The organism is Pseudomonas sp. LBUM1656 (genome assembly GCF_059716065.1).
Genome location: NZ_CP166800.1, coordinates 1,688,312 through 1,706,079, shown reverse-complemented (window position 1 = coordinate 1,706,079; position 17,768 = coordinate 1,688,312). Strand labels below are relative to the sequence as shown.

At 58.9% G+C, this 17,768-nt stretch carries 15 protein-coding genes; 10 read left to right on the top strand and 5 right to left on the bottom strand.

What is annotated here, in order from left to right; genetic code table 11:
- The first annotated feature begins 141 nt into the window (after positions 1-141).
- Both ACA072_RS07520 and ACA072_RS07515 read left to right on the top strand, forming a co-directional pair.
- Complete coding sequence (locus ACA072_RS07520) at positions 142-453, top strand: Mpo1-like protein (protein WP_497623825.1); 312 nt, start codon at positions 142-144, stop codon at positions 451-453.
- A gap of 99 nt (positions 454-552) precedes the next feature.
- On the top strand, positions 553-1,143 hold the full coding sequence (locus tag ACA072_RS07515) for an HD domain-containing protein (RefSeq protein WP_497623824.1): 591 nt from the start codon (positions 553-555) through the stop codon (positions 1,141-1,143).
- A 135-nt stretch (positions 1,144-1,278) separates the two neighbouring features.
- On the opposite strand, the gene ACA072_RS07510 is transcribed toward ACA072_RS07515, so the two are convergent.
- Entirely contained in the window at positions 1,279-2,094 is an 816-nt protein-coding gene (locus tag ACA072_RS07510) for a UDP-2,3-diacylglucosamine diphosphatase (RefSeq protein WP_008156147.1), read from the bottom strand.
- 129 nt (positions 2,095-2,223) lie between these two features.
- Between ACA072_RS07510 and ACA072_RS07505 the strand changes: the two genes are divergently transcribed.
- Both ACA072_RS07505 and ACA072_RS07500 read left to right on the top strand, forming a co-directional pair.
- Entirely contained in the window at positions 2,224-2,988 is a 765-nt protein-coding gene (locus ACA072_RS07505) for a helix-turn-helix transcriptional regulator (protein ID WP_497623823.1), read from the top strand.
- A gap of 218 nt (positions 2,989-3,206) precedes the next feature.
- A complete protein-coding gene (locus tag ACA072_RS07500) occupies positions 3,207-4,097 on the top strand; it encodes a DMT family transporter (protein WP_497623822.1) in 891 nt (296 codons plus the stop codon).
- Here ACA072_RS07500 and ACA072_RS07495 read toward each other — a convergent pair.
- From ACA072_RS07495 to recQ, 4 genes are all read right to left on the bottom strand, one after another.
- Positions 4,091-4,378 (bottom strand): Rdx family protein, encoded by a 288-nt coding sequence (locus ACA072_RS07495; protein WP_403099289.1) that lies wholly within the window; start codon positions 4,376-4,378, stop codon positions 4,091-4,093. The genes ACA072_RS07500 and ACA072_RS07495 overlap by 7 nt on opposite strands.
- Before the next feature lie 45 nt (positions 4,379-4,423).
- Positions 4,424-6,178, bottom strand: coding sequence for a motility hub landmark protein FimV (locus ACA072_RS07490; protein WP_497623821.1), 1,755 nt, complete (start codon positions 6,176-6,178; stop codon positions 4,424-4,426).
- Between the two features lie 128 nt (positions 6,179-6,306).
- Positions 6,307-6,741 (bottom strand): MarR family transcriptional regulator, encoded by a 435-nt coding sequence (locus tag ACA072_RS07485; RefSeq protein ID WP_461957741.1) that lies wholly within the window; start codon positions 6,739-6,741, stop codon positions 6,307-6,309.
- 119 nt (positions 6,742-6,860) lie between these two features.
- Positions 6,861-8,987 carry a DNA helicase RecQ gene (gene recQ / locus ACA072_RS07480; protein WP_497623820.1) on the bottom strand — a complete coding sequence of 709 codons (2,127 nt, stop codon included), beginning with the start codon at positions 8,985-8,987 and terminating at the stop codon, positions 6,861-6,863.
- A gap of 874 nt (positions 8,988-9,861) precedes the next feature.
- Here recQ and ACA072_RS07475 point away from each other — a divergent pair.
- From ACA072_RS07475 to ACA072_RS07450, 6 genes are all read left to right on the top strand, one after another.
- On the top strand, positions 9,862-10,449 hold the full coding sequence (locus tag ACA072_RS07475) for a UPF0149 family protein (RefSeq protein ID WP_010461974.1): 588 nt from the start codon (positions 9,862-9,864) through the stop codon (positions 10,447-10,449).
- Positions 10,450-10,459: 10 nt separating this feature from the next.
- Complete coding sequence (locus ACA072_RS07470; RefSeq protein ID WP_497623819.1) at positions 10,460-10,855, top strand: YbaN family protein; 396 nt, start codon at positions 10,460-10,462, stop codon at positions 10,853-10,855.
- A 233-nt stretch (positions 10,856-11,088) separates the two neighbouring features.
- Entirely contained in the window at positions 11,089-11,796 is a 708-nt protein-coding gene (lapG, locus tag ACA072_RS07465; RefSeq protein WP_497623818.1) for a cysteine protease LapG, read from the top strand.
- A gap of 22 nt (positions 11,797-11,818) precedes the next feature.
- A complete protein-coding gene (lapD, locus tag ACA072_RS07460) occupies positions 11,819-13,759 on the top strand; it encodes a cyclic di-GMP receptor LapD (RefSeq protein WP_497623817.1) in 1,941 nt (646 codons plus the stop codon).
- A gap of 138 nt (positions 13,760-13,897) precedes the next feature.
- On the top strand, positions 13,898-16,648 hold the full coding sequence (locus tag ACA072_RS07455; RefSeq protein WP_497623816.1) for an Ig-like domain-containing protein: 2,751 nt from the start codon (positions 13,898-13,900) through the stop codon (positions 16,646-16,648).
- A 458-nt stretch (positions 16,649-17,106) separates the two neighbouring features.
- Positions 17,107-17,466, top strand: coding sequence for a DUF6124 family protein (locus tag ACA072_RS07450; protein ID WP_497623815.1), 360 nt, complete (start codon positions 17,107-17,109; stop codon positions 17,464-17,466).
- The last annotated feature ends 302 nt before the right edge of the window (positions 17,467-17,768 follow it).

Here is a 17,768-nt window from a genome sequence, read left to right as displayed (position 1 = left end):
AGCCGTCTACCGCGGCAAATTTGCGAAGGATACTAAAGTGGCGCCCATTGTCACTGGCTGATGCCAATGATCACTCTAGACTCAAATAAGCTACCCGCAGAACAACTTGCAATCAGAACAATAACCACAGAGATCGCAGTCGTGGAAAACATCAGACGTTTCAACAGCTTCGCTGAGTTCTATCCGTATTACCTCAGCGAACACAGCAACAGCACCTGTCGGCGATTGCATTTTGTCGGGACCAGCCTGGTCATCCTTATCCTGGCCCTGACCATCGGCAAAGGCGCCTGGCTGATGTTGCTGGCCTTGCCGCTGGCGGGTTACAGCTTCGCCTGGGTCGGGCATTTCTTCTTCGAGAAGAACCGCCCCGCCACGTTCCAGCACCCTCTTTATAGCCTGCTCGGCGACTTTGTCATGTACCGCGACATGATTCTGGGTCGCGTGCCGTTCTAGGTTCCAATGGCCACCAAAGCGTCCTGCGCAGCCAGTGCTATATTGGATCCAAGTTCTACACTCAAGACATCCCTTACGATTAGAACAAGAGGATAGCTGATGAACGCCAATGCACGATTCACCCACATGAAGGATGGCACGCAGGAAGACTGGGCAATCATCGCCGCCGACTTCAGTGCCTATGCCAAGCAATTGCCGTCACGAATTGTGGCGCACCTGAAGTTGCTGGAGGGTGATTTTGGCGGCTTCCCGGTGGATCGTCTGACCCACTCGCTGCAAACCGCGAGCCGTGCCTGGCGCGATGGCCGGGATGAAGAATATGTGGTCTGTGCGCTGCTTCACGACATCGGCGACACGCTGGGTACCTACAACCATCCGGACATTGCTGCGGCGATCCTCAAGCCATTTGTCAGCGCCGAGAACTTGTGGATGGTGGAGAAGCACGGGATATTCCAGGGGTATTACTTCTTTCATCACCTGGGGATGGATCGGCATTTGCGCGAGCAATTCAGCGGGCATCCGCAGTATCAGGCAACCATCGAGTTCTGCGCCAAATATGACGCCGCGGCGTTCGATCCGGCTTACGAGACGTTACCGCTGAGCTTCTTTGAGCCGATGATGGAGCGGTTGTTTGCGCATCCGAAGAACTCGATCTACATGGCGGCGATGGAAGAACATTCGCCAGCCTGATCGATCCGGTGGGACTGCTGCGCAGTCCATTCGCGAGCAAGCCCGCTCCCACATCAAACCGTGTCTAACTTGAAAACACGGTCAAATGTGGGAGCGGGCTTGCTCGCGAAGAGGCCGGCTCAAACACCCCAAATGTTAAGCCGGCTCTGCAATTTTAATGGCCTTCAACTCCGCCTCTCGCGCCTGCGCATCCGCCAACCGGTACAACTCGATCGACCCGTCCCAATGCTCGATCAACGCCGTGCACGACTCAACCCAATCTCCGCAATTGAGGTAATCCACCCCGCCGACCTTGCGAATCTCGGCATGGTGAATGTGCCCGCACACCACCCCATGCAACTCGCGTTTGACGCACTCGTGGGCGATGGCTTCTTCAAAATCACTGATGAAGCTGACCGCCGTTTTCACCTTGTGCTTGAGGTAGGCCGACAACGACCAGTAGCCGTAGCCATAACGGGCACGCCAGTGATTCAGCCAACGGTTGAGGGTCAGGGTGAACTCGTAGGCCGAGTCGCCGAGAAAGGCCAGCCAGCGGTGATACCGGGTGATCACGTCGAACTGGTCGCCATGGATCACCAGCAGATGGCGACCATCGGCGGTCACGTGCACCGCTTCGTCCACCAGCTGGATGTTGCCCAGGATCAGCTTCGAATAGCGGCGCAGGAATTCGTCGTGGTTGCCGGTGACGTAGATCACCTCTGTGCCGCGCTTGCTCATGGTCAGCAGGCGGCGAATCACATTGGTATGCGCCTGAGGCCAGTACATGCCGCCGCGCAGTTTCCAGCCGTCGATGATGTCGCCGACCAGATAGATCTTGTCCGCGTGGTAGCCCTTGAGAAACTGCGACAGGTGTTCGGCCTGACAGTCCCGGGTGCCCAGATGCACATCGGAAATCCACAAGGTCCGCACACGTTGCTTACGGCTGGGTTTGGCGAGCTCGGCGCTGGTCATGGACAACCCTCTGGGCAAGTTTTGGCAAGCTTGCGCCGATCCGGTTAATTGCCCATGACAACCGCGAGTCAATCCTGTGACAACACCCGGCCGGTGTAGACTGGCCGCATCTTGCCCGGGAGACCTGCGATGAGACCGATCCTCACGCTTCGCCAATACACCAAGGACCTGATCGTCCACAGCCACGACCACGCGCAACTGGTGTTCGGGCTGTCGGGTGCACTGGACTTCGAGGTCGGCGGGCATGGCAGTCAGGTAATTCAGCAGAGTTTCGTGGTGGTGCCGTCGGGCTTCCATCATGCCTGCGGCAGCAGCAATGGCAGCCGTTGCCTGGTGCTGGATGTGCCGAGCGATCAATGGGTTTCACAGTCCCTTGGCGATCACGCCGACGCCAGCCGACGCTTGCTCGACAACGCCGGTCGCCTGCCGCTGGATGCCGGGCAGAGCCAATTGGTGAGTTGGTTGGCAGGCAGTCAGGTCAGTGACCCGTTGATTGCCCAGCAAGGCGCAGTGCTGTTATTGGCCAGCCTCAACAACGCCAAGCCTGAAATCGTGGGCGGTCGGCGCCTGCCGTATGCGGCGCTGAATGCGCACATCGACCAGTACGCGGCTTATCCGCTTCAAGTCGCCGATCTAGCGCGCGTCGCCGGGCTGTCCAGCGCCCGGTTGCACGCGCGGTTTGTCGCTGAATGCGGGCAGACGCCGATGGATTACATCCGCAGTCGGCGGCTGCATATGGCGGTGGGACTGCTGCGCGATTCAACCTTGCCCATCGGCGAGATTGCCAGTCGGGTCGGTTACAGTTCCCAGAGCGCATTTGCGGCGGCGGTGTTGCGCGAGTTTGGTACGACCCCGGGCAAACTGCGACGCGAGGCTGGCGACAAAAGTCGATAGCCTGCCGACAGACTCGCGAGTGGCTACGCGGTCTAATGTGTAGCAGCTGGCGAAGCCTGCGTTCGGACGAAGCAGTCGTGAAATCAGTCAACGCGGTCTTTAAGTTAAATCCGGGATTCAGGGTTTACGACTGCTGCGCAGCCGAACGCAGGCTTCGCCAGCTGCTACAGGGGCGGTGGTGTCTGTCGGTCCGGTTTAAACGTTTATCAAGGAATAAAATGACTCCCCGTACCGCCCTTGGCGCACTGCATATCGGCGCATTGATGTTCGGCCTGACCGGTGTGTTCGGCAAACTCGCTGCCGCCTCCCCCGCCGTCATCGTATTTGGCCGCGCTGCATTTGCCGTGCTCGCCCTGGCGGTGTTCGCGCGGTTCGCCAGCAACACGCGCTGGTACAAGCTCGAAGCGCAGGACTGGCGCCGTCTGCTGCTCAGCGGTTTGCTGCTGGCCGGGCACTGGGTGAGTTTCTTCATTGCGGTGAAAGTCGCCGGCGTGGCGATCGCGACCCTGGGTTTCGCCAGCTTCCCGGCGTTTACCGTCATCCTCGAAGGGCTGATATTCCGTGAGCGGATCCGCGCCAATGAAATTCTCTTGGTCGTGCTGGTGAGCATTGGTCTGGTGCTGGTCACGCCCGATTTCGATCTGGCGAGTGGCGCTACCACGGGCCTGCTCTGGGCGGTCGGTTCAGGTTTGCTGTTCGCCCTGCTGTCGCTGACCAACCGCGCCAGCTCCGGAAGAATTCCACCGGTGCAGGCGGCGCTGTGTCAGAACGTGGTGGTCGCGCTGTGCCTGCTGCCGGTGGCGGCGCCGCAGTTGAGCGAAGTCCGCGCCATCGACTGGCTGTGGATCGGTTTGCTCGGAGTGTTCTGCACCGGCGTCGCTCACAGCTTGTTCGTCGCCAGCCTGGCGGTGATCAAGGCGCGCACGGCCGCCGTGGTGTTCGCCCTGGAGCCGGTATACGGCATCACCATGGCCTGGCTGTTGTTCGATGAAAACCCGACGCTGCGCATGCTGATCGGCGGCGCATTGATCATCGTCGCAATCGTGGTCTCCAGCAGACTGTCCGGCTCAAGCAAAAAGACCGTGGCAGCCGAAGCCGCGTCTCACTGAGTGCGGTCGTTGTGGCCAAGGTCGCGGTCAGGGTCGATCTGATCGCGGACCCGCTGCTTGAGCACCTTGGCCTCCGGGAAACCGCCGTCGGCCTTGCGTTCCCAGATCTGCACATCGTCACAGAAAATATGGAACACCCCGCCGGTGCCGGGCACCAGCGACACTTTGCCCAGGTCGTCGCCGAAGGTGCTAAGCAGTTCCTGGGCCAACCAGGCCGCACGCAAGAGCCATTGGCATTGCGTGCAATAGGTGATGATGATTTCCGGTTTATGCGTGGTCATGATGGGCAAGACTCCTGAGCCTGAGTGCGCCGCCATAGTAGTGGCTCAGCGGATTCCGGCCAACAGGCTCCGGGCGGTCTGCCTGAGCGGCTCATCGCCTTCCTTCAGCAACTCGTTGAGCAGTTCGATGGCGCTGTCCAGATCGCCGTCATCGATGCAGGTCTGGGCTTGTTCCAGTTTATCGGCGCTGGTCGGATCGGCCGGCTGCGGATTTATCGGCTCAAGCTCCAATGATGGGCCATCGCTGAATTCGTCAAGAAAATCGTCGTCCAGCGCCTGTGAGTCCGGTTCGGCGACCCACTCAAGCTCTGGCTCATCCAGCGTCGGTTCTTCAGGCATCTCGAACACATCGGGCAACACGTGCAGATTCGAGGTGAACGCAGGCTCTACTGCCTTGGGTGATTCGCCTGGAGATTTAGCGTTTTCGAAAGGGCTGACCAGGTCCCAGCTGGAATCCATGGACAGGTCATCCAGGTTCAACTGGAACTCGTCTGCAGGTGCCGCGTCTTGCGCGGGGGTGATGACTGCTGTGGCGGCCAACGGTGCCGCATTGCCGAGTTTAGGGGAGCGGGTGCGAATGGCCTGAAGTTTTTCTACATCGAACCCGCCGTCACGCAAGTTTTTCTCCTGTGCGTCATAAGCGAGGACATCACCTTGTTTGCCGAGGACTTCCAGCAGTTGCACGCCCAGGTCCGTGCGCTGTGGTTCCTTGATCAACGCTTCTCGCAACAAACCGACCGCTTCGGAAAAACGGCCATAGGCCAGGTAGATACCGACGCCTTCCAACACATCGCCGGTGGGCGTTTCTTCACGTTGGTCGGGAGCAGGTTTGAGCATGGGCTGTTGCACCGACGGTTGCGCCGGACGCTCCAGTACCGGCTCATGTGGCGAAGGTGAAGCGGGCAAAGACTCGGGCAACGCCTGAACCTGCTGGCGTTGACGTCGAACAAACAGCCCCAGCAACACCAACGCGATCAGCGCCAGCAAGCCGATGATCAGCGGCCAACGGCTAGTCTCGGGTTCTTCAGCAACCACGGAAGCAGGCGCCACCGCTACCGGCGTCGCCGGCGACGCCTGGTTGACCTCCGCCAGTTGAGTTTGCAGTTCGGTTACCTGTTTTTTCTGGCCCGCGATCTGCTCGTCCTGAACCTGAAGCTTTGCATTCAGCAAAGCGATGGTTTTTTGCAACTGCTGGTTTTGCAACACGCTGGCGGCCAGTTCTTCGGCAACAGAATCTGGCACAGGTGCGACAGGTTGAACCGCGGCAGGTGCTTGTGCGGGTTTCTTCGTTGCCGGTGCCACAGCAGTAGCCGGTTTGACTCTCGGGAATGGAGAGTTTTGTGGGCTGGCGACGGGTTCGTCGTCGGTCGGCACGATCCCCGGCGAACCCGGCGGATCGATCAGCACCGTGTACTCGCGCAGCAAACGGCCGTTGGGCTGATTGAGCTGCACCAGGAAATTCAGGAAAGGTTCATTGACCGGTTTGTTGGAGGTCACCCGGATCAGGCTGCGGTTGCCCCGCAGGACCGGCGTGAACTTCAGGTCGTTGAGGAAGAACACCCGATCGACGCCGGCACGGGTGAATTCCTCTACTGTCGCCAGGCTGACCGAGAGCTCGCCCTCCTCCAGCCCACCGACATCCACCAGGGCGATGTCGGCACGCAACGGCTGATTCAACGCGGAATGAAGGGTGATCTCACCCAATCCCAGCGCAGGGGCCAATGCCGAGTAAGTGACAGCACCACCGACCAGAAGCAGCCTGGCGCAACACCGCAAAACAACGTGCCAACTCTCGAGCATGAGCATCCCTTAGATAACCAGAACCAACCTGTACGCGTTCGCACATCCGGTACGAACACGATATTGCCTAGTAGTTCTTTATAGTCTGCCCAACGGGGTATCTCAAAAAGCTGACGCGCGGTTATGCCTCAAGATTTTTCCAGGTTGGCCAGAATGTGCCCGTGGACACGCATGCAGATCTTTAAATCCGCCTCGTCGACGCCGTCGAACAGTTCGCGGCGCAGTTGCGTGGCAATGGTTTCAATTTGTTCGATCAGAGGACGGGCCGGGGCACAGAGGACGATTTTTTTCGCCCGTCGGTCTTCCAGCACCGATTGACGCTGGACCAGGCCCTGGGTTTCCAGGCTGTCGAGCAACCGGGCCAGGGTCGGGCCTTCGACGCCGACACTTTGCGCCAGCTCACGCTGGGTCGGTGCTTCTTCGAAGCGCGCCAGGTGCAGCAGCACCAGCCAGCGCGCCTGAGACAGACCCAGACCCGCCAGACGGCGATCCAGTTCGGCACGCCAGCCGCGAGACATTTGGGCCAGTTGCATGCCAAAGCGGTGTTGATCGGTTAACGGCATAAAACACTCATGATTAGACTGAAATAGAGAAAAACTAATTATTAGTCAGCTAAGCATGGCCGTTGGCTTGAGGCAAGGTCTGGTCTGTAGTGAATCGTTACATCACTGTAACAGGTCATTTAAACCTCAAATTCGGACTGCAGTGCCGCCCGAACGCAGTACAAGACACCTTCCGGCACTCGACCAGCGAACAGCGCGGCAATCTCCGACACCGGTGGCAGTTCGCCCTCGCCATCGAGGAACGCATCCTGAACCTCGCCCATCAATTCCTCGGGCAGGTCCAGCGCTTGCTCCAGCGACAACTGCTGCTTGCCGATCGCTTCGGCGAGCATGGTGTAGACATTCTTTTCCGAACATTGCAGCTGACCGGCGATCTGCATTGGCGTCATGCCGGCGCGAGCGAGGGTGATCAGTTCGTGGCGCACGTCGGCGACCACTTTCGGCGCCTCGACCTGACCGCCCAGTACTTCGAGGAAGGCCTCGCCGTAACGCTCGAGCTTGCGTGCACCGACGCCGCTGACCGTGGCCATTTCCGCCAGCGAGGTCGGCTGGCTGCGGAGCATTTCCAGCAAGGTCGAGTCGGGGAAGATGACGTACGGCGGCACGCCGTGTTCCTCGGCGAGCTTGCGGCGCAAGGCCCGCAGGGCTTCCCACTGTTCGCGTTCTTCGCCGCGAACCAGTTGGCTCGCCTGGCTCTTGCTGCTTTTGGCCGTAGTTTGCGGCTTGAGGTCGCGGCGCAGTTCCAGGGTCACTTCGCCCTTGAGCAGCGGCCGGCAGGTGTCGCTCAGGCGCAGGCCGCCGTAACCTTCAAGGTCAATGTCGGCCAGACCACGGGCCACCAGCTGGCGGAACAGCGAGCGCCATTCACTCTCGCCCATGGCCTTGCCGACACCGTACACCGACAGATGTTGGTGGCCGAAGCTGCGGACCTTTTCGTTGTCCTTGCCCAGCAGCACGTCCACCAGATGCCCGACGCCATAACGCTGGCCGGTGCGGTAAATCGCCGAGAGCGCCTGACGAGCCGGCTCAGTGGCGTCCCAGGTCTGCACGCCATCGACGCAGTTGTCGCAATGGCCGCACGGCTCGGGCATGTCTTCGTCGAAGTAGGCCAGCAACGTTTGCCGACGGCAGCGGGTTTCTTCGCAAAGCGAGAGCATGGCGTCGAGCTTGTGCTGCTCCAGACGCTTGTGGCGCTCGTCGCCCTCGGAGTTTTGCAGCATCTGCTTGAGCATCACCACGTCTTGCAGGCCGTAGGCCATCCAGGCATCCGCCGGCAGTCCATCACGACCACCGCGACCGGTTTCCTGATAGTAAGCCTCAAGGGATTTCGGCAAATCGAGGTGAGCGACAAAGCGTACGTTGGGCTTGTCGATGCCCATGCCGAACGCCACGGTGGCGACCATGATCAAGCCTTCCTCGTTGAGGAAGCGCTTCTGGTGATGGGCCCGGGTATCGTTGGGCAAGCCGGCGTGGTACGGCAGCGCCGGGAAGCCTTGCTCGCTGAGGAACACCGCGACTTCGTCGACTTTTTTGCGCGACAGACAATAGACAATGCCGGCATCACTGCGGCGCTCGGCAAGGAATGCCAGCAACTGCTTGCGCGGCTGCTCCTTGGGCACGATGCGGTAGAAAATGTTCGGGCGGTCGAAGCTCGAAAGGAAGCGCTCGGCATCCTGTAAATGCAGACGATCGACGATTTCTTCGCGGGTACGCTTGTCGGCCGTGGCCGTCAGGGCAATGCGCGGGACGTTGGGGAACAGTTCCGCCAACTGACCCAGTTGCAGGTATTCGCGACGGAAGTCATGACCCCATTGGGACACGCAGTGCGCTTCGTCGATGGCGAACAGGGCGATTTCAAGGCTTTGCAGGAAGGCCAGCATCCGCGGCTGGACCAGACGCTCGGGCGCCAGATAGAGCATCTTCACTTCGCCGCGCTTGATTCGCGCAGCGAGATCGCGCTGCTGCTCGGCGCTGAGCGTGGAGTTCAATGCAGCGGCAGCGACGCCGAGCTCTTCGAGGGTCGCAACCTGGTCATCCATCAACGCGATCAGCGGTGACACCACCACCGCCAAGCCTTCGCGCAGCAGCGCCGGGACCTGGAAGCACAAGGACTTGCCGCCACCGGTAGGCATCAGCACCAGAGCGTCGCCGCCACGGGCCACGCGCTCAATGATTGCACCCTGGCGGCCACGGAAACTGTCGTAGCCGAAGATGTCCTTGAGGACGCGTTGAGCCTGTTCGAGCATAAAAACTCCAAAAATCACAAAAACATCCCTGCAAGGCTGGTTCAGAACCACCAAGGCTGCACCGACAAATCGTAAGTGCGCATTGCATGACGCTTCACATCACAGCCGCGACGCCAGCAGGGCATCACAAAACGCGCGAGTATACCCGACGCCTGCCCCGCAAAGGGTGCCGCTGAGAAGACACACGAATGCCGATGCAACACAAAACCTGTGGGAACGGGCTCCCACATTTGATTTGTGTACATCTGAGAGAGATTGGTCGGCTGTCAGGCCGTCAAGGTCAAGATCAAAAGATCGCAGCCTCGTTGCACTCGACAGCTCCTACAGGGAATGGTGTACACCCGCTTTTCACCACTCAACAGGCCGAGCGTTAGCTCGCCTGCAGCTCTTGATCTTGATCCACCCGCCCCCTCGGGAGGCTGAGTGCAGGTGTTCATCCGGGGAGTGGCGCGCAGCGCCGTTCGACGCAGTCGAACACGCTGCATGTAGGTCGTCGCGAAGCAGACCGTAGGGCAGTGTCCCCGGATGGATACCGGAACGAAGGAACGCCGAGCCTAAGCGAGGGGCCGGACGTTTGGGGCGAAGCCTTTTGGTTCCTTTTTGGCGTTTGAAAAAGGGACTCGCTGTAAGAGCGAAACCATAAGTGGCCGTTACCGCAGAAATGGATATGTACACCATCAACAAGAGCCTGGTCGGCTTTCAGGCCGCCAAGGTCAAGGGCGAGATCAAAAGATCACAGCCTCGTTGCGCTCGACAGCTCCTACAGGGCGGTGTTTGCGGGGCACCAAGGGTGCAAATATCCCGCGCGGCTGGCCTGGGCGCTCAAGAAGGCCTAGAATTCCCGCATCTGTTAATTCCCCAAGGTAGCCCTTTAATGTCCTTCGCTGAGCAACTAACCCGTTTGCAAGTCTTCCTCGACGCCGACGAACTGCATGACGAGGCGCTGGACTACGTGGCCGCCCACGGCTACCTCACTGCGCTTTCGATCTGTTCCGAAGAGGTTCCGGATCGTGAATGGATCGACGCCCTCTTCGCCGAAGAGCCGCATTACGCCGACGACACCGAGCGTGAAGCGATCGAATCCACCCTGCTGGCCCTCAAGGCTCACATCGCGCGCCAACTGGCTTCCGATGAAGAGTTCGAGCTGCCATGCGACCTGGACCTGGGCGAGGAGCCGGACGATTCCGACCTGCGCGGCTGGTGCATCGGATTCATGGAAGGCGTGTTCCTGCGCGAAGCAGCCTGGTTCGAAACCGCCGAAGACGAAGTCAGCGAAATGCTGCTGCCGATCATGGTCGGTTCGGGTCTGTTCGACGAACAGCCTGAGTTCGAAGACATCGCCAAAGACGCCAACCTGATGGACGACATGATCGTGCAGATCCCGGAAGCCCTGACCGCGTTGTACCTGCTGTGCCAGGCGCCAGACGAAAAACCGGCGATCCTCAAGCCACGTCACCACTAAGGTTTTGCCTATGGACAACCCCATAGGCAACCGCTCCCTGATGTTGCGTTACGTGCTGCTGGCCATCGGCTGGCTGAGCGTAGCGCTGGGGGTGATCGGGATTTTCCTGCCGGTATTGCCCACCACACCTTTCCTGCTGTTGGCCGCTGCCTGCTTCGCCCGCAGTTCACCACGGTTTTATCAGTGGCTGGTGGGGCATCCACGGCTTGGCCCGTGGATTCGCGACTACCTCGACGGCAACGGCATCCCGCTCAAGGGCAAGGTCTACGCCATCGGCCTGATGTGGGTGAGCATCCTCTTCTCCTGCTACCTGGTGCCCCTGCCGTGGGCGCGCGGGTTCATGCTGACCAGCGCGGTGCTGGTGACGATCTACATCCTCAAACAGAAAACCCTGCGCAAATCCTGAAACCAACACGGTCCCTTGTAGCAGCTGGCGAAGCCTGCGTTCGGCTGCGAAGCAGTCGTGAAATCAGGCAACGCGGTCTTTCAGTTCAATCCGGGATTCAGGGTTTACGACTGCTTCGCAGCCGAACGCAGGCTTCGCCAGCTGCTACAGGTCCGCGTGCCAACCCGACGATTTGTCCTGCCTCGCTGAAAACTCCGCCTAGACTTCAGTCATCTGCACCCGAGCAGCCAGACATGTCCCGTCGCCGGCGTAGTCCAGGATGGCAAACGCTCCGACTTCGGCTCGGCGGATGGCTGTTGCTGGCCTGTTTTCTGCTGACGGGCCTGGGCAGTGTCTGGGCCGACTGGGAATTTACGCAGATCCTGCAAATCGCCGAAAAGCGCTACGGCCCGCTCGGCCCCGCGCAAGGAAGAATCGAGGCCTGGAGTCAAATGCTCAAAAGCGAACTCAACCAACCCGAGCGCGAGCAACTGGACGCGGTCAATCGCTTCTTCAATCAACAGCTGAATTTTCAGGACGACACGCGCATCTGGCGTCAGACCGATTACTGGGCCACACCGGAAGAATCGCTGATCAAGGGCGCCGCCGATTGCGAAGACTACGCCCTGGCGAAATATTTCAGCCTGCGCCAACTCGGAATTCCCAGCGAGAAACTGCGCATCACCTACGTCAAGGCCCTGAACCAGAACCAGGCGCACATGGTGCTGACCTTCTACAGCAGCCCCACGGCCGAGCCGCTGGTGCTCGACAATCTGATCGGCGAGATCCGCCCCGCCTCCCAACGCAAAGACCTGTTGCCGGTGTATGCCTTCAACGCCGAAGGCCTGTACTTGCCGGGAGCCAACGGCGGCAAACGCAGCAGCGACTCGAAGAAATTGTCCCGCTGGCAGGACGTGTTGAAAAAGATGCAAGCCGAAGGGTTCGCCGTGGGCGAAGGCTAGTCGCCGTCGCAAGGAGCGTTTTATGTCACTGCGCAAACAGTTGTTTCTCGCCATTTGCCTGTTCTTGCTGGTGGCCTTCAGCGGCAGTTTTTTTGTCAGCCTGGAAAGTTCTCGCGAACAGATGCTCGGCCAGTTGCGCTCCCACGCCCAGGACGCCGCCACCGCGCTGGGCCTGTCGTTGACCGCGCAGATCGACGACCCGGCGATGACTGAACTGATGGTCAGCTCGATTTTCGACAGCGGCTATTTCCGCAGCATCCGTGTCGTCACTATCGTTGATGACAAGGCGCTGGTTGAGCGCATCGCACCGGCGCAGATCGAAGGCGTGCCTGGCTGGTTTGTGAACCTGGTCAACCTGCGTCCGGAAGGTGGCGACGCGTTGATCATGCGCGGCTGGGAACAGGTGGCGCGGGTCGAAGTGCTGAGCAATCCGCAGTTCGCCCTGGCCAAACTCTGGGACAGTACCCTCGGCAGCCTGATCTGGCTGTTGATCTGCGGGCTGCTCAGCGCCTTGTTCGGTGGTTGGCTGTTACGCCGGCAATTGCGCCCGCTTGACAAGATGGTCAGGCAAGCCGAAGCCATCAGCAAACGCGAGTTCCTCAGCCTGCCCAAACTGCCACGCACGCCGGAACTGAGACGCGTGGTGCTGGCCATGAATCAGATGGTCGAAAAGCTCAAGGCGTTGTTCTCCGAAGAGGCCACACGCAGCGAAAAACTGCGCGCCGAATCCTATCAGGACAGCCTGACGGGCCTGGCCAATCGACGCTTGCTGGATGAACAACTGGCCGACCATTTGTTGGTCTCCGAGCAAAGCAGTGACGGCCATTTGCTGATGCTTCGGATCAACGACCTGATCGGCCTCAACCAACGCCTGGGCGGACTGCGTACTGACGGGCTGATCAGTGCCGTCGGCGAATTGCTCAAGCGCCTCACGCATCTGCCGGAACGCCGCACCTGGCTGGCGGCGCGCAACCGTGGTGGCGAATTCAGCCTGCTGACACCGGGCCTGGACAGCACCGAAGCGGCCCGCCTCGCCTCGGAAATCAGTGCCACCCTGGAAAATCTCAGGCTGACCGGCGCCAGCGATTGCATGCCCGTGGCACACCTGGGCGTGGTCGCCTACCAGCCCGGCGAACCGGCCAGCGATGTCCTGCTGCGCCTCGATCAAGCGCTGGCCCAGGCCCAGCAACATCCCGAACGGCCGTGGGTGCATCTGGCCCGTTCCAGTACCGCGACGAACCACACCCAACACGACTGGCGCACCTGGATCGACGACGCCCTCACCGAGGGCAAAATGCAGCTGTATTTCCAACCGGTCGTGCAATGCGCCGACACCAGCCAGGTGCTGCACCACAAAGTCCTCGCACGCCTGATCGACCCGCAAGGCGAGGCCATTGCCGCCGGGCACTTCCTGCCGTGGATCGAGCGTCTCGGCTGGTCGGCACGCTTCGACCTGGCAATGCTCGAAGCCACCCTCGACTACCTCATCGTCAACCGTTGGCCATTGGCGCTAAGCCTGTCTGGCAGCACCCTTCGCGACCCGGCGCAACTGCGGCAGATCATCGACATGCTCGAATCACTGCCCGAGCTGGCCCATCTGCTGATACTGGAAATCGACGAACGCCAACTGCCGCCACAGGACGAACTGCAGCGCCTGAGCCACAGCCTGCTCGACACCGGTTACCGCATCGGTCTGCAGCACTTCGGTGGCAGCTTCAGCCAGATCGGCAACCTGACGCAGCTGGGGTTGGCGTATCTGAAAATCGATGGGGCGTACATCCGTCACATTGATGAGCAGAGTGACAAGCGGCTGTTTATTGATGCGATATACCGGGCAACCAACAGCATTGATTTGCCGTTGATTGCGGAGATGGTCGAGACCAAGGGGGAATTGGAAGTGATCCGGGAGTTGGGATTGTTTGGGGTGATGGGGCGGTTGATCGGGCCGCCGGAGCCGATGTGAGAGATTGACCGTTCGTCTTAAAACCGTCGCTACCTGTCAGATCTGACAGTAGGCATGCTCCCATGCCGGCGATCTAATCCCTCCTTATCGGTGCCGCCCATTCGGGAAGCAGGGCGCCTCTATGGAAGGTACGCATTCATGAATACCCCAGTGACAAACTCCGACCTCGCGTCCACTGAACAAGTCGTTGTATTTCCACCCGATCGCAGCTTAGGCGTGTTGGCCGTCGACCCGCCCTACCCGGTTGGTTTCAAACCGCAGAATGACGGTGCTCTGGGGATCAACATCAATATGGTGCACGGTGACCGAGATGGATTACTGGTTTACATCCTGGCCTATCTGAACATGGCCATCGGAGACAACATTAAGGTTTACATCGACCTACCAAACGCTCCCGTCGCTGAATTCTCGGTCACGCAAGCGCATTTCGATGAAGACGGTAACGCGAAAAACATTCCTTTTTACATTCGCGCCTCAGTCATGGAAGCCAGGTTTCTTCAATCCGAGAACAAGCCCTTCTGGTTCAAGGTTGAACGCGTGAGCGGCAACGGCACCGAACAATCGCCGCCTGTTCAGCTGTTTTACAAACACCCGGCGCCGGGTGAAGCGGACACCGACGGCGGCAAGCCCTTCAACCAGGGTCTCAAATTGCCCGTTGCCTCGGAAAGCGTTGTCGATCAGACCGTGATCAATGACGGCATGTTCGTGACCGTGCTGGCGTACTTCAATCAGTCCGTCGGTGACGTGGTGGTGCTTGCCTTCGGGTCTTTACTCCTGGAAAGCACGGTCACCGCATTAGGCGATGTCATCTTTGAACTGACCCCGGCGATGCTCGCCACCTTGGCACCCACCAACAGCCTGGTGGTGCGCTGGGAAGTGTTCGATAGGGTGGAGAACTCCAGCGGCTGGTCGGATGCGCTCATCCTCACGTTCAAACCCGGCATGGTGTTGCTGACCGCACCGATTTTTGAACAAGCCGATCCCGACAATGTGGTGGATCACGATGGGCTCGCGGGCGCAGACATGCAGATCCTGGTCACCGGTGTCTTTGCAATCAGGGATGTGATCGAGCTGACTCTGGCCGGGCTCACCAAAGGTGGCGATCCGGTCACCCACACCTTCAGCAAGACGCTGACGACCGCCAGCAGGACAGTAACCTTTTCGGTGTTGAATGAGTGGGTACGCAACCTGATTGGTGGTTCGGCGCGGGCCTCTTATACATTGACCAGAGCAGGCAATACCCAGCGCTCGAAACCCGCCGATGCCACCTTTACCGGTAGCTCCCAGCCATTGGGCCTGCCGATTGTCGAACCGCTGGTCGACGACAAGCTTCCGGTCGACACCGCCATGGCCACGGTGCGGGTCGCCGAATACTGGCCCTTGAAGCAAGGCGCGATTGTCGAACTTCGCTGGCAAACCACCGATCAGGACGGGATCAAGGTGCTGTTTATTTTCCAACGGCTCGTCACCGACCCGACACAACCCGTCATCTTCCAGGTGCCTGCCAAATACATCGCCCCTTACGCCAATACTTCGTTGACCGTGCAGTGCACGGTGACCAACCCGGGTGAGGTGGAGGTGTTTTCCGACTTGCTGCGGTTGATGTTTGGCGATGCGGCGAAAATTGTGTTGGATCCGCCGGTTCTGGTAGCCGGCACCAACCCCCTCGATCCACTGAATCACCCCCGGGGGGTGGACGTTCGCGTCGCGTTTCGGGATGCGTTACCCGGTGATCAGGCTCGACTGAAACTGCTCAACCCCTGGCCGGATTCACCGACGTTTTCGGCGCAGCCGCTCGATCAGAACCGTCAGGCCACCTTTAATCTCGACACGAGGTTTCTCGGAGCATGGCACGGCAAAGTACCGCAGTTAGTGTGGGCGCTGATTCGGGGTGGGCGAGAGATTGCCGAGTCGGACGCGTTGGTGTTGACGGTGAATCCGATCATGGATGGGGATACGCGGCTTCCAATGCCCGTCATTGCTGGTTACACAGCGTCAGAGCTGGATATTAAAAAACTGGTGGCTGGCGATAAACTGAGTGTTGCGCAGTGGTTCCTTCAAGTGTTCGGGCAGTATGGGTGGTTGCGCTATGACGGGTTTGATAGCAACGGAACACCGATTTTCTATGATGATCTTTACGGCGTGCCGAACAACGAGACACTGGGACTGACCCGAGCCATACCCCTGGAGTGGTTGAAAAGACTCCGCAATGGGAGTGCGCTGAGGATTACATTGAAGATTAACTTTGCGAGAAAGCCGGATGAAGGGACGGCGGTAATCTTTCCGGAGCGAAGATATACGGTGAAGGTGGAAGCTGATCATCCTGAATTTATTCTGGACCCCTGTCCGATGACGATATCGGGAGCGAACCTTTCAATCGAGGGTTCGGGACTTAATTGGGAACGTTCCAGGTATGAACCACCTGGTACTTTTGCTGATCGTCCAGCATCAGGCGGCAAGCAACCGTATACCTACGTGTCATCAAATGAAAAAGTTGCATCGGTCGACAACATGGGACGGGTTACAAGCGAAGGAAATGGTACCGCCACTATCACTGTAACCGACGCTGCAGGTGCGACGGGATCATTCACCGTTACCGTTTCAAATGTAGGCAGACTCGTATTCAACGCTACGCCAATGACTCGCGAGGCGTCACGATCATGGATCCTTGCCAGAGGCGGTCAACTTCTGCACGCCGGGTCGCCCCATGGTTACTCAATCAATCGCTTCAAGGCCAAAAATTTCGCTTCTTTTTTTTACCACACTGGTATTTTCGACGCGAATTCTCCGGCTTTGACGGTCACTCGGAATGATTCGGATGGACGCATTTGGTACCAATATCCCGCAGACCACGGAAACCTACGCCCGTTTATTTACTACATGCGTTAGAAGTAAGTTGGAAAAAGATTGATTTGTCAGGAATACAAAAGAAACAAAAGGGGGGGTATTTATTTACCTTCCCTTTCCATCTACCTACATCTGAGTGAGCTTAAACAGCGATGTTTAAAAATCATCTCTAGACACTCATTCAGGCTACGCATCCTTGCGCCGTTGCCTACGACTGCGCCAGAATCCGCCGGCTTGTGCGCCTAAGGGCCGGGCTCTATTGTTTCCCGGTCGCTGACGAATCAGCGATGGGGTTTAGCGACCCGAACCTTTGTAGGCGCAACAGCGCTCCAAACTCTCTTGCAGATTGTGATGTCTGCGACTGATGTCATGGCGGCTGTGCGCGGGAGACCTTCGGGTCTGCCGGGCGCCTACACCCGGTTCGCTAACCTGCGTGCAGCCGCCACCCTTACTTGTTTAGCGACAGGTCTTGGTGGCTCCATTCTTGTAGGAGTTTCACCATGTTCAAGATCACACCCAACCCACCCGAAACCGACGACGTTTCCCCGTACGAAATCCCCGATTCTAAAAAGCTCAACGAAGCCGCCGACCGCGCCCTCGATTACTACCTCAAACCGGTCATTCCCAAAGACACTCCGCGTAAACCGAGCACGATTTACTCCATTGCTCCCGACACTAATGACGAAACCCTGCTGGTCAATGCTTGCGAAACTCTGGCATCGGCGAGTGTGATGCTGAGTAATTCTGCTGGGTTGATGGAGGGGTCGCATCGCAATACGGTGCTGGGGATTCAGCAGGTGGTGATGCTGGGGGAGTTGGCGGTGAATCGGATGCTGGATAATTTTGTTCCGCAGGGCTGACGAAGAAGCTGAGGCGAGGGGATTTAGCGAAACGTCACACCGCCCCGTTCGGCTGCGAAGCAGTCGTCATCCAGGCACATGCGGTTTAATTGCAGAAACCGAGGTGAATGGTTTTGGGGTTGCTTCGCAAACGGGGATAAATCCCCTCGCCACAATTGCATGGTCACTGCAGAGTTTTTCGGTGGTCTTCCGGGCCTCTTCGCGGGCAAGCCCGCTCCCACAGTGATCTGGGTTGTTTGCCAGTTTTGTGTTCACTGAAGATCAAAATGTGGGAGCGGGCTTGCTCGCGAAAGCAATCCAAC